Origin of the sequence: Pantoea pleuroti, assembly GCF_014156615.1 — a bacterium.
Lineage (GTDB): Bacteria > Pseudomonadota > Gammaproteobacteria > Enterobacterales > Enterobacteriaceae > Pantoea > Pantoea agglomerans.
In genome coordinates, this window is the sequence record NZ_SBFD01000006.1 from 283,254 (window position 1) to 295,522 (window position 12,269).

The 12,269-nt window shown below is 57.3% G+C and carries 14 protein-coding genes; 11 read left to right on the plus strand and 3 right to left on the minus strand.

Annotation, left to right across the window (positions count from 1 at the left end):
* The first annotated feature begins 1 nt into the window (after window position 1).
* Both EPG66_RS15990 and EPG66_RS15995 read left to right on the plus strand, forming a co-directional pair.
* Complete coding sequence (locus tag EPG66_RS15990; protein WP_064689978.1) at window positions 2-175, plus strand: DUF2474 domain-containing protein; 174 nt, start codon at window positions 2-4, stop codon at window positions 173-175.
* A 218-nt stretch (window positions 176-393) separates the two neighbouring features.
* Window positions 394-1,263 carry a helix-turn-helix domain-containing protein gene (locus EPG66_RS15995; RefSeq protein WP_083070064.1) on the plus strand — a complete coding sequence of 290 codons (870 nt, stop codon included), beginning with the start codon at window positions 394-396 and terminating at the stop codon, window positions 1,261-1,263.
* A 333-nt stretch (window positions 1,264-1,596) separates the two neighbouring features.
* Here EPG66_RS15995 and EPG66_RS16000 read toward each other — a convergent pair whose 3' ends face one another.
* Window positions 1,597-1,779, minus strand: coding sequence for a hypothetical protein (locus tag EPG66_RS16000; protein WP_031594221.1), 183 nt, complete (start codon window positions 1,777-1,779; stop codon window positions 1,597-1,599).
* Between the two features lie 40 nt (window positions 1,780-1,819).
* On the opposite strand from EPG66_RS16000, the gene EPG66_RS16005 reads away from it, so the two are divergent.
* The 3 genes from EPG66_RS16005 to EPG66_RS16015 all read left to right on the plus strand — a co-directional run bounded on the left by EPG66_RS16005 (window position 1,820) and on the right by EPG66_RS16015 (window position 3,740).
* Window positions 1,820-2,014: a hypothetical protein gene (locus EPG66_RS16005; RefSeq protein ID WP_115759157.1), complete on the plus strand. Its 195-nt coding sequence runs from the start codon at window positions 1,820-1,822 to the stop codon at window positions 2,012-2,014.
* A gap of 330 nt (window positions 2,015-2,344) precedes the next feature.
* Entirely contained in the window at window positions 2,345-3,127 is a 783-nt protein-coding gene (locus EPG66_RS16010) for a siderophore-interacting protein (protein ID WP_069025362.1), read from the plus strand.
* 73 nt (window positions 3,128-3,200) lie between these two features.
* Entirely contained in the window at window positions 3,201-3,740 is a 540-nt protein-coding gene (locus tag EPG66_RS16015) for a PadR family transcriptional regulator (protein ID WP_039388203.1), read from the plus strand.
* Between the two features lie 8 nt (window positions 3,741-3,748).
* Here the strand turns inward: EPG66_RS16015 and EPG66_RS16020 are convergent, their stop codons facing one another.
* Window positions 3,749-4,045 carry an Rdx family protein gene (locus tag EPG66_RS16020; protein ID WP_010248912.1) on the minus strand — a complete coding sequence of 99 codons (297 nt, stop codon included), beginning with the start codon at window positions 4,043-4,045 and terminating at the stop codon, window positions 3,749-3,751.
* Window positions 4,046-4,284: 239 nt separating this feature from the next.
* Here EPG66_RS16020 and EPG66_RS16025 point away from each other — a divergent pair, with 239 nt between their 5' ends.
* The 6 genes from EPG66_RS16025 to EPG66_RS16050 all read left to right on the plus strand — a co-directional run bounded on the left by EPG66_RS16025 (window position 4,285) and on the right by EPG66_RS16050 (window position 10,912).
* Window positions 4,285-6,657 carry a TonB-dependent receptor domain-containing protein gene (locus EPG66_RS16025; RefSeq protein ID WP_182687515.1) on the plus strand — a complete coding sequence of 791 codons (2,373 nt, stop codon included), beginning with the start codon at window positions 4,285-4,287 and terminating at the stop codon, window positions 6,655-6,657.
* 49 nt (window positions 6,658-6,706) lie between these two features.
* Window positions 6,707-7,738, plus strand: a complete 1,032-nt coding sequence (locus EPG66_RS16030; RefSeq protein WP_182687516.1) for a hemin-degrading factor — start codon at window positions 6,707-6,709, stop codon at window positions 7,736-7,738.
* Complete coding sequence (locus tag EPG66_RS16035) at window positions 7,735-8,556, plus strand: heme/hemin ABC transporter substrate-binding protein (RefSeq protein ID WP_064703191.1); 822 nt, start codon at window positions 7,735-7,737, stop codon at window positions 8,554-8,556. Before EPG66_RS16030 ends, EPG66_RS16035 begins: the two co-directional genes overlap by 4 nt.
* On the plus strand, window positions 8,549-9,547 hold the full coding sequence (locus EPG66_RS16040) for a FecCD family ABC transporter permease (RefSeq protein WP_039388212.1): 999 nt from the start codon (window positions 8,549-8,551) through the stop codon (window positions 9,545-9,547). Before EPG66_RS16035 ends, EPG66_RS16040 begins: the two co-directional genes overlap by 8 nt.
* Complete coding sequence (locus EPG66_RS16045; protein ID WP_182687518.1) at window positions 9,547-10,323, plus strand: heme ABC transporter ATP-binding protein; 777 nt, start codon at window positions 9,547-9,549, stop codon at window positions 10,321-10,323. The genes EPG66_RS16040 and EPG66_RS16045 overlap by 1 nt, the downstream gene beginning before the upstream one ends.
* 91 nt (window positions 10,324-10,414) lie before the next feature.
* Window positions 10,415-10,912, plus strand: a complete 498-nt coding sequence (locus EPG66_RS16050) for a CinA family protein (protein WP_083070028.1) — start codon at window positions 10,415-10,417, stop codon at window positions 10,910-10,912.
* Between the two features lie 28 nt (window positions 10,913-10,940).
* Here the strand turns inward: EPG66_RS16050 and acuI are convergent, their stop codons facing one another.
* A complete protein-coding gene (acuI, locus tag EPG66_RS16055) occupies window positions 10,941-11,924 on the minus strand; it encodes an acrylyl-CoA reductase (NADPH) (RefSeq protein ID WP_083070025.1) in 984 nt (327 codons plus the stop codon).
* Window positions 11,925-12,269: the final 345 nt, after the last annotated feature.

Genomic DNA, 12,269 nt, shown 5'->3' on the forward strand with positions numbered 1-12,269 from the left:
TATGAAAAGCCTCAGCAGCATGAAAGACCACAATCACAATCAAGAAACGAAAGCACCATGGTGGAAGCGTGTGATGTGGCTGGTGTTTATCTATGCCGCCAGCGTGCTGGCGCTGGGCGTTGTCGCCTCGCTGTTCCGCATGATGATGACAGCGGCCGGAATGCGCAGTCATTAGTTGTCGCAAGCTCCGTCTTACAGCTATCCGGCGCAGTTTTTATCAATAATCAGAAGGCTGACGACAGTCAGCCTTTTTTAGTTAGTAACCTAAGCAATTAATGCGGAAACGCCCTGAACGGGCGCGCAATGCTTACCCTTTCCTTACACCGATTTGCGATTTTTGTTATCCTTTTGTAACTGAAATCCTAGTCCTAACCCGCGTCGTAAATCGCCATCATGCTCAGTCAGGCCATTAAAAAACAGCACATCAACGATCTGGTCGAGTGGATTGAAGCCAATCTCACCGACGATCTAAATATCGATCAGATTACCCTCAAGTCAGGTTATTCCAAATGGCACATGCAGCGTATGTTTAAGGAGATGACCGGACAGACCCTGGCGGCTTACACCCGTAAACGGCGTCTGACGATGGCTGCTATGGCGCTGCGTCTGACGCGCATGACGCTGATCGATATCGCCGTACGTTTTGGTTTTGATAACCAACAAAATTTTACCCGGGTATTCAAAGGTCACTTTTCGCTGACGCCTGGCGCGTTTCGCCGTATCCCCCATTTGCCGGTTAAAAACTTCCATGGCCGCATTCTGGTGCGATCGCTGGCAGAGCGTGCGACGCTGGTGGAGCGCGAGGAAGAGCTGCATCTGTGCGGAGAAACGCTGGAGTGGGAGTGTAAGTTTGGCGATTACATTGCCGATCGCGATCACCGGGTGGCCGAACAGGCGCGTCAACTGGTGACGCTGGCGGGCAGCCGCGTGTCGCAGGGCTGGTTAGGCTTTCAGTATGGCCCCGGCCATAGCTCTGCTGATCAGCAAAATATCAGCCTGTTTCAGGCGCTGGAGCCGCAACATGCCGGGTTGCTGGGTGACGACACCGCCAGCTGGAGCGAGGTTCGTGGACTCTATGCGTCGATCCGCTGGAGCGGCAGCCCGGAGCAGCTGACACGCTTTATCGAGGATATCTACTATCAGCATCTGCCGGCACTGGGTGTGTCACGTCGTCCCGGTAAAGATCTGCTGCGTCTCGATTTTGCGCACTGTAAGCCCGACTGGCTGAGCGGCGTTTTTTCTATTCCGGTGATGCAGGCGTAGCCAGCAGGGGCATAATGCCAGTCAGTTAAGCGACAGGTGATAACGCAGTCTGGTGCCGGGCAGGGGCTGGCGGTCCTCGCGCCGCTATGCGGTTCCTTCACGTCATTCCTCTGCCTGACGGACCGCCGGGGATGGCACATCCTGTGCCGCCCCGCCTTTCGCCCGCGTCCTGCGGGCTCTCCTGGCAGACTCATTCTGTTCAGCGCTGCGGATTGCCTGCCCCTGCCCGGCACCAGCCTGCTCTGGCCCGCACTGCGGCTCGCTCGCCCGGAAAAAAAGGCTGCCACGTTTGACCGTGACAGCTTTTATAAATCTAATCTTAACTGATCAGCATTACGCCAGCAGGGCAGGACGAGTGACTCCCGACCCTGTTAATGCATAATTCGTGCGGTAAACCGTGACAAACCGCACGATTTTATAAAATAACTCGCCGTTCTGGCGTAAAATCCTCTCCCGAAACCCTGCCATGCCTGAATCATCGAGCATCTGTGCCAGGGCTGGAATATTTACCTGCATTTCAGGCCTTTTCTGGTCAAAAAAACAAACGAAGACAACTATGCGACGCTTAATGATTTCACTGATCCTGGCATTGCCTCTCATGGCGATGGCACAACAGGCTGAACCTTTTTCACCTCCTGCCGGACTGCATCCGCACTCTCAGGCCACCCAGCATGAAATTCTGGGTGATGGTGAGCTGCCGGAACACACCAGCAGCAATCCTTCCCTCTCCGGATTCAACGACACACTGTAAGTGGTCATGCGCTGCCATAATGTGTGGCGCAACATCATGCCCGGCTCGTCAGGAGCCGGACAGTTTCCGCCTTCTCTGCCTGCCCCCGTAAACACGCCGCACCTGCTGCTTACCTCTCTCTGAACGCTCTTATCAGGGCCGCTCTTCGCCTGCACTGTGCACACCCGTACAGGCATAAAATATATCTTAAGCCGCTGGATCGCATTTTTCGTTCTTGTAGTGAAGATATATCATAGCTAATCTTGGTACTTCAGATGAGAATGATTGTTATTTCATGATTATCAGCATGCCTTGAGTCACGGGCATCCATCCCGTTTCAGGAGAGAAATTTTGCCTGTATCAGCCGATCAGCGTATACCACAGCGCGTCCGTAATGAATTGCGTTTCCGCCATATCCAGGTCGCGAGTAAAACTAACATTGCCGGTAAATTCTGGCGCATCCGGTTCAGCGGCAGCGATCTGGCAGGCTTCACGTCGCCAGGCTTTGATGACCACATTAAGGTTTTCTTCCCTTCCGCTGAAGGGGCCACACTGGCTCTGCCACAAATCACCGATGCGGGGATTGTCTGGCCTGAAGGGCTGCGTCCGCAGGCGCGCGATTACACACCGCTGGAATTCGATGGTGAATCTTCACTGACCCTCGATTTTTATATTCATCAGCAGGGCGTAGCCAGTGACTGGGCAACTCAGGCACAGCCTGGCGATCGGTTGATTGTCGGCGGGCCACGCGGCTCGCTGGTGGTGCCGACCGATTACGCATTCCAGCTCTACGTCTGTGATGAAACCGGGCTGCCGGCTTTTGCGCGCCGTCAGCGTGACGCCCGGGCGCAGGCGCTGCATCTCTATGCCTTTACCAGTGAAGCGACGGGCCGCGACTATTTATCTGATACGGCTGATGTGACGACAAACTGGCTCGGCAGCGGCCAGATGCAGAAAGCGCAGCTCAGTCAACTGATTGCCCGGCTGGATCAGATCTCTATCCCGACGGAAGATTACTTTATCTGGCTGACCGGCGAAGGTGAGTTTGTTAAAGCGCTGTGTGACTACTTCACGGTGCAGCGCGGCCTCAACAGTGACTTCGTGCGGGCGGTGGCCTACTGGCACCAGAAGTAAGCCGCTAAGGCAATTGAGTTTTGCCAGGCAGCGCACTACCATCAATTCCACTTTTTTCGCAGCAGGGCAGGCCATGAAACAGCATCCGACTTCCACTTCATCTGACGATCAGACTGCGCGCGCAGGCGGTTGCAGCGGACGGCGCAAGCGACGTGAAAAGATGCTGGAAGCGAGTGAGATTCGCCTGCTGATGCTCCATTTCCTGGCACAGAATGCCGCACACGGCTATGAGCTGATCAAGTCTGTTGAGGAGCTGTCAAAGGGAGAGTATTCGCCCAGTCCGGGGATCATTTACCCCAATCTGACGCTGCTGGAAGAGATGGAGGCGATTCAGGTGGTGGATGCGCAGGCAACGCGTAAAGCCTACCGCCTGACGGCAGCGGGAGAAGCGCAGCTGGCAGAGAACCGTGAAACGGTCACCAGCCTGATTACACGGCTCTCTACGCTGGCAATTCTGGTCAATAACCGCAGCATTCCTGCTGTTGAGCAGGCGATTCATGGGTTGAAGGTCGCGCTGAACCGGCGGCTTGCGCAGGAAGATATCTCAGAAGCCGCGCTGCAGACGCTGATTAAGGCGCTGCACGACGCGGCAGAAAAAATCACCCACAGCTAATAGCGGAGTTAGCTGACTTCAGTTTTGTGTTTGTCGATGTGGCCCAGCGTACGATCCGGGAAGCAGATGTCCCGCACACGCTGTTTCAGCGTGGTCGCATCCGGGAAGCCACCATCCCGCTTACGTTCCCACAGCAGATGCTCATCCAGCGTAATCTCAAAGATACCGCCGGTGCCCGGTTTCAGCGTCACCTCCGCCAGATCCTCAGCGAACGTATGCAGAAGTTCCTGTGCCATCCACGCTGACCGCATCAGCCAGTTGCATTGCATACAGTAGTGAATAACAACCACAGGTTTTTGCGCCATAACTCTATTCCTTTACGTGTTGATAAATGCCAATGCATTCGGGTTAACAATTTGTGCGCTGTGGTTTATATCTAAATGTAAATAAGATTGATAATGATTATCAGTTGCATTAAATTCCGGGCGATAATTACTACACCAGCATGATGTTCTGACTTTTTACGGCTTTTATGCGGAGCCGTTTTACTGTTGCCAGCAAGCAAGTGAGCGAATACTAACAATTAATCAGGTAATTCGCGCCTATGTCACCACGTTTTCGGAGATTGACGCAACCGCGTCTGACTCAACTGGCGTTGCTCGCCACCTTCATCAATACCACCTGCACTTATGCTGCGGGCAGTGAATCTGCCACGCTAACCCTTTCTGACCGCTATGGCAGCAGTGCCGAACCGGTAATGACGGTGACGGCACCGGAAATCAAAAAAACGGCAGGCAGTAAAACCTCTCTCTCTGCCAGCGATCTGCAACAGCGTGGTGCCACTGACTTTGGATCGATCATGCGCTATGAACCGCTGATCAGCGCTACCGGTACCCGTGGCGGTTCATCAGCCGGTAAGAGCGGTTTTGATCGGGCCGGTTATACCGGCTACAACATTCGTGGCCTCGAGAGCAACCGAGTCGGTCTGGATGTGGACGGCATTCCGTTGCCGCAGGCCACTGGCCGCAGTTATGTAGGACGCGCAGGTCTCGACAGCTTTGGCATTGGTCGCGATTACATCGATCCTTATATGTTTGGCCGTATTGAGATTGAGAAGGGCGCCACAGCAGTGGATCAGCCGAACACCTCGATTGGCGGCAACGTCTCGTTCCGTAATAAGTCTCCCGACGATTACCTGCATCCCGGAAAAGCGACCGCATTCAGTTATCAGAGCGACTATGACTCATCCAGTCGCAGCTGGCATAACGGCATCACCGCCGCTGCAGGTGACGATGAACTGCGCGGCATCTTTGTTTACAGCCGCCGCGATGGTCAGGAAACCCGTAATAACAGCGGCACGCTCGATGCTTATCCGGCCAACTGGCACTCCGATGCCTTTATGACCTCCGGCATCTGGCAGCCCAATGATGCTCATAAGCTCAGCGCGACGGTCGATTACTATCACAAAACCCACCACAGCCATTACGACAGCTGGAGCACTTCAGGCAATACAGTCTGGGGAACGGCCCAGCAGCAGAGTGATACCCGCCGCTGGGGCATCAGCCTGGCGGATGAGTACACGCCTTACAATGACCTGATCGACAGCCTGACGACCCGCGTTTACTGGCAGCAGACCCAGGCGCATGACAACACCCGCATGCCGTCGAGTGCCACTGCCAGGCAAACCGTTTATTCCGACTACAACAGCGACAGCTACGGTTTTGACACCCGCGCGCTTAAAAGCGTCGGGCGACATGAACTGAGCGCCGGGCTGAATGCGCGCCTGGTGGATACTGAGCGACCTTTCCGTCAGTCACCGCCAGCCAGTGCTTTTACTGCGATCATGCAGCCGCAGGCTAACAGTCGCAGCTACACCGTGGGTGGTTATCTGCAGGATACCATCAGCTTCGATGCTGACGGACATCGGGCGGCCATCGTGCCAGGCGCGCGCGTGGCCTATCAGAACACCCGACCGCGTGATGTGGCGACGCTGACCACGAACAGTAGCGTGCTCGACGCCAGCGAAGTTTCAGCGCTCTATGGATCGCCAAACAGCGACACGCAGGTATTGCCGTCGATCGCCTTCCAGTACGATCTGACACCGAAGCTGATGACTTATCTGCAATATACCCGTGGCGCGCAGTTCCCCAACGATACGCAGCTTTATGGTTCATGGAACCTTGGCTCCAGCTATGCCGGCACCGCGCAGTATGCGCTAATTGGTAATGCAGATCTGAAAACCGAAACCAGCAACAATTACGAGTGGGGTGTAAAAGGAGAGGTGGCAAAAGGCGTCACGCTTAATGCTGCCGCTTTTTATAACGACTATAAAAACTTTATTGCCTTTACCCGCTACAGCCGGGCGGCTAATCCGGGTCAGTTCGTCAATGTGCCTGCCAACATTTACACCACCTATCAGGCGGAGAACCGCGATAAAGCCTACATCTACGGGGCTGAAATCAGCAGTAAAGTGAACTTCGGCAGCTGGTTCAGCGAGGTCGAAGGTCTGAGCGCCAATCTGGCGTTTGGTTACACGCAGGGCGCGGCAAAGTCGAGCTACCTTGGTGACCGCTACATCGACCTTGAGAGTGTTGCCCCGATGAAAGCGATCGTCGGACTCGCCTGGGATGATGAGGCGCGCGGCTACGGTGCCGCCGTTACCGCTACCTTTGTAAAAGGTAAGCAAGCCAGCGCGACTAACCGCGAAAGCTTCGCTAACAACGGCAGCAGCCTGGCCGACTCCAGCACCGATTACATGCGGGTGCCGGGTTATGGCATGGTGGATATGACCGCTTACTGGCGCGTCGCGCACAACGTCAGGCTGAGTGGCGGGCTTTACAACATAACCGATCGCAAATACCGGGATTACCTCAGCAGCCGTGAACTGACCAGCGCCACTCAGCAGGAGCGCAACGATCAGGCACTGGCCGTGATGCCGGGCCGTACTTTCCAGTTAGGTGTTAACGTCGATTTTTGATAGCCGTCGCCCTGCGCTGATGCAGGGCATTACTAAGAGAGCCTGAGTCATGAACCCAATTTATCAGCACTATCTTGTCCTTAAAGGTGAACAACCGAAGAAATATGCCCGCGACCTGGCCGCGCTGATCGGCATCAGCGAAGCGGAATTATGTGAAGCGCGCATCGGCGTTGATGCCGTGGCGCTGAAACGCGATTTTCCGGCGTTGCTGAAGGCACTGGGCGCAGCCGGCGAAACCAAAAACATTACCCGTAACGCTTATGCGGTACATGAACATCTGGGTGAATACCACAATGTGCAGATTGGCGCACATGGTGGCCTGGTGCTTAATCCCCGTGCGCTCGATCTGCGCCTGTTCGTCGGTCAGTGGTGCAGCGCCTTTGCTCTGCAGGAGCCGACCGGGCAGGGCATTCGTCACAGCATTCAGATTTTTGATCGTCATGGCGATGCGGTGCTGAAAGTTTACGCCACGGAGCAGACCAGCATGGCAGTGTGGCAGACGCTGATCGCCGACTTTACCGACGCCGCGGCGACGGTGCTCGTGGTTGAGCCGGTTGCCGCTGCTCCCCTGACGGAGACGATTGATGTCACCGCCATCGACCGTGAATGGCGCGCCATGACCGATGTTCATCAGTTTTTCGCGTTGCTGAAGCGCCACCAGGTGTCACGGCCGCAGGCGTTTCGCGCGGTGGGTGAGGATCTCGCCTGGCAGACCGGCAACGACGCGCTTGAGCGCCTGCTACAGATGGCACAGCAGGCGGGCAATGAAATTATGATTTTTGTCGGCAACCGTGGCTGTACTCAGATTTTCACCGGCAGGGTAGAAAAGCTGCAGCCAGTGGAAAACTGGCTCAACATCTTCAATCCGCAGTTCACGCTGCATCTGATGGCTGATCAGATCAGCGAAAGCTGGGTAACACGCAAGCCAACGGGCGATGGCTTTGTTACCAGCCTGGAACTGTTTGCCGCCGACGGCACGCAGATCGCCCAGCTCTACGGTCAGCGCACGGAAGGTACGCCAGAGCAGTCACGCTGGCGCGAGCAGATTGGCGCACTCCGCACGCCGGGAGCGGCGGCATGAAAAGAGTGATGCTGTTATGGCTGCTGATGACGCTGCCATCACTGGCGGCGGAGCGGGTGGTGTCGATTGGCGGTGACGTCACTCAGATTATCTATGCGCTGGATGCCCAGTCACAGCTGGTGGCGCGCGACAGCACCAGTCTGCGTCCGGCGCAGGCCGCCCGACTGCCGGACGTGGGTTATATGCGCCAGCTCAACGCCGAAGGCATTCTGGCACTGAAACCGACACTGGTGATCGCCAGCGCGCAGGCGCAACCGTCGCTGGTGCTGCAACAGATTGCCCGCGCGGGCGTCAGGGTGGTCACGGTCAGCGGCGACAGCAGCCTGCAGGCAATTCCGCAGAAAATTATCACTGTGGGCCAGGCGCTGCAGCGTGAAAGCGAAGCTCAGGCACTGGCGCAGCAAATGACGCAGCAGATTCGCCAGTTGCCGCAGCAACCCCTGCCGGTAAAAGTGCTCTACATCATGGCGAACAGCGGCATGAAGTCGATGGCGGCTGGAAATCAGACTGCGGCCGATGGCGCCATTCGCAGCGCCGGGCTGGAGAATGCTATGGGCCCGGTGCCGCACTATCAGGCACTGTCACAGGAAGGGGTGATCGCCGCCGCGCCGGATCTGGTGGTAATAGGCGAGGATGGCCTGAAAACCCTGGGCGGCGAAGCGCAGCTGTGGCAGTTACCGGGATTGGCGCTGACGCCTGCCGGGCAGCAGCATCGTCTGCTGGTGATCGACACCATGGCACTGCTGGGGTTTGGCCTTGATACGCCACGGGCAATCGTGAAATTGCGCCAGGCGGCGGAATCGCTGAACCATGATTAAGGATAATGCGCTGCGTGGCCTGATGCTGATGCTGATCTTCCTGCTAGTGGCGATGATGCTGGCGGCAAATCTGGGGGCGATGTCGCTTTCAGTGCGGGCGCTGTGGCAGGCACCGCTCAGCGATCTTATCTGGCAGATCTGGCTGGATATTCGCCTGCCGCGCGTCCTGCTGGCGGTGGTGATGGGCATGGCGCTGGCAGTCTCTGGCGCAGTGATGCAGGGTGTTTTTCGTAACCCACTGGCCGATCCCGGTCTGCTAGGGATCAGCAGCGGGGCGGGACTGGCGGTGGCGCTGGCAATCATTATTCCGCTGACGTTGCCGGCACCGCTGGCATTGTGGCTACCGATGATCGCCGCGTTTATCGGCAGCCTGCTGGTTACACTGCTGATCTTCAGTTTCAGTCGGCTGGCGCGCGGCAATCTTTCGCGGCTGTTGCTGGTCGGCATTGCGATTAATGCGTTGTGCGGGGCGGCGGTAGGCGTGCTGTCATGGCTGAGCAACGACCAGCAGCTGCGCCAGCTGTCGCTATGGGGCATGGGAAGCCTCAGCCAGGCACAGTGGCCCGCACTGCTGATCTGCCTGCTGCTGATTCTGCCAGCCTTGCTGCTGTTACAGACTCGCGCCCGCCACCTTAACCTGCTGCAGGCGGGCGAAGAGGATGCGCACTACATGGGCGTTGATGTGAAGCGTACTCAGCATCAGCTGCTGATCCTCAGTGCGTTGCTGGTCGGTACGGCGGTCTCGGTCAGCGGCGTGATCGGTTTCGTCGGACTGGTGGTGCCACACGTGATGCGTTTTTGCCTTGGCGGCGATCATCGCTGGCTGCTGCCCGGCTCAGCGCTGGCGGGAGCGATTCTGCTGCTGCTGGCCGATACGCTGGCGCGCACTCTGGTGGTTCCGGCCGAGATGCCGGTGGGGCTGCTGACCAGCCTGATTGGTGGTCCGTGGTTTCTCTGGCTGATTCTGCGTCAACAGCGAGGGCTGGAGTGATGGACATTTTACAGGCCAGGGGATTGTGTCTCGCGCGCGGCGGCAAAACTGTTATCGATAATCTTGATGTCACGCTGTCAGGTGGCGAGCTGGTGGCGCTGATTGGCCCCAACTGCGCGGGTAAGTCGACGCTACTGCGGATGCTGACGGGATTTCTGTCGCCCGATCGGGGCGAGTGCTGGCTGGGCGATCGACGGCTGACGGCATGGCCGCGTGAGCAGTTGGCACGACGCCGGGCAGTGATGCGCCAGCAGAACAACCTGACCTTTGCACAGTCTGCGCAGTCGGTCGTGGCGATGGGCCGTGCGCCCTGGCCGGAGGCGCAGACGTCGCAGATTGTGGCCGAGGTCATGCGGCTGACCGGTTGTGAAGGGCTGGCGCAGCGCGATTACCGCCAGCTCTCTGGCGGTGAACAACAACGGGTTCAGCTGGCGCGGGTACTGGCACAGCTCTGGCATGAGGGAAGACCACGCGGCTGGCTGTTTCTGGATGAGCCGACTTCGGCGCTGGATCTCTTCTGGCAGCAGCAAACCCTGCGTTTACTACGTCAGCTGACGCGCGCAGGAGATCTCACCGTCTGTACCGTGTTACATGACCTTAATCAGGCCTCATTATGGGCCGATCGCATACTGCTGCTGCACGCAGGCCGACTGGTGGCACAAGGCTCGCCGCAGACGGTGATGACGGAAGCGACGCTGACGCGCTGGTACCAGGCCGATCTGCAGGTAGTGGCGCATGCCGGGAGTGGACAGCCGCATATCCAGCTACGTATCTAGACCGTTTCGCTTTAAAAACATTGCCTTGCGCGGTTTTATTCGCTGATTTTGCGCTATACCTGGAGTTCCGGACAGATTCAAGGAGACCATAATGGCAAAATCATTAGATCAGACCGCTGAGCAACTGGGTAATATTTTACTCTCTTCCGGACTTCATCTGGCGACTGCCGAATCCTGTACCGCCGGGCTGATCAGCATGACGCTGGCCGCGGTGGAAAACAGCGGAGATTTTTATACCAGCGGCTTTGTGACCTACAGCGAAAATGCCAAAATCCGTCTGCTGGGGGTGCGCCCTGATACGCTGAAACAGCATACGGCGGTGAGCGAACAGACGGCGCGGGAGATGGTGCAGGGCGCCTGCGCCCGCTCCGGCGAGCCGGTGGGATTATCCATTACCGGCTATGCCGGGCCGGATGGCGGCGAAGATGGTACACCGGCGGGCACCATCTGGTTTGGCTGGGTATTGCCCGACGGCAGTGACGAGGCGGAGTGTCATCAGTTCAGCGGCGATCCGAAATCGGTGATGGAGCAGGGCACGCAGTTCGCGCTGGAAGGACTTATAAAACGGCTGCAGCGAGCCGATCGTTAAAGGCGCGAAAACGCGCCTTTAACCAGGATTAGCGACAGTCGACAATCAGACGACCCTGCACTTTACCATCCAGCAATGCCTGCGCACCTTCTCTGGCTTCACTTAGCGGGATCACCCGGCTCAGCTTACTGAGCCGTTCGCTATCCATCAGCTCACCGAGTCGCTGCCACGCCTGCTGACGAAGCGGCTTCGGACACATCACGCTATCGACACCGGCCAGCGTAACGCCACGCAAAATAAAGGGTGCGACGCTGGCTGGCAGGTCGAGTCCCTGCGCCATACCACAGGCGGCAACCGCGCCGTCGCGCTGGGTGGCGGCCAGCACATTCGCCAGGGTGTGACTGCCGACGCTGTCTATCGCGGCGGCCCAGCGCTCTTTTGCCAGTGGCTTGCCGGGCCGGGAGAGTTCTTCACGGTCAATGACCGATGACGCGCCCAGCGTTTCGATCAGATAGGTATGGTCGCTGGCGCGCCCGCTGGAAGCGATCACCTGATAGCCCAGATGCGCCAGCAGGCTGATGCTATAGCTGCCGACGCCGCCACTGGCACCGGTTACCAGTACCGGCCCCTGTTCAGGTGTGATGCCCTGTTTTTCCAGCGCCATCACGCAGAGCATTGCGGTCAGTCCCGCCGTACCGATTGCCATGGTTTGCAGCGGACTCAGCGTGGCGGGCGGACGCACCAGCCAGTCGCCGCTGACGCTGGCTTTCTGTGCCAGGCCGCCCCACTGTTTTTCGCCCACGCCCCATCCCGTCAGCAGCGCCACATCATCCTCTTTCCAGTCGGGATGGCGGCTGGCCGTCACCCGGCCAACAAAATCGATGCCTGGCACCATCGGGAACTGGCGCACAATCGGGCCTTTGTTACAGATAGCCAGGGCATCTTTGTAGTTCAGGGATGAGTAGCTGACGTCGAGCGTGACATCGTGGTCGGGCAGTTGAGATTCGGGGAGATCTTTCAGCAGGGAACGGTAACCTTGTTCGTCATTTTCAATGACCAGTGCCTTGAACATGCAGCCTCCGGCAGAGTGGGAAAGAGAAGATCAGTTTACGCCTGGCAGATGCAATGCGGTAGGGCAATGGCCGCGTCTCCCGGCAATGAAGACGACACGAGCGGAAAAACAGGCTGACAGCGGCAGTGAGTTAAGTGCATAAATCTGCATATAATTCAGATAATTAGTCGTGTTGTGAATTTTTTATGATAAATAGACTATAAAAATCAATTTGTTACATGCGAAGGGGGTGACTGAATAATTACCTGGTTCGGGTTGTCCATGCCTGAAAAAGATGACATTATGACCGCCACTTTTTGACCCTGCTTCTTTGCCACAGAGGACGTCGCCATGTCCGGTTCACCG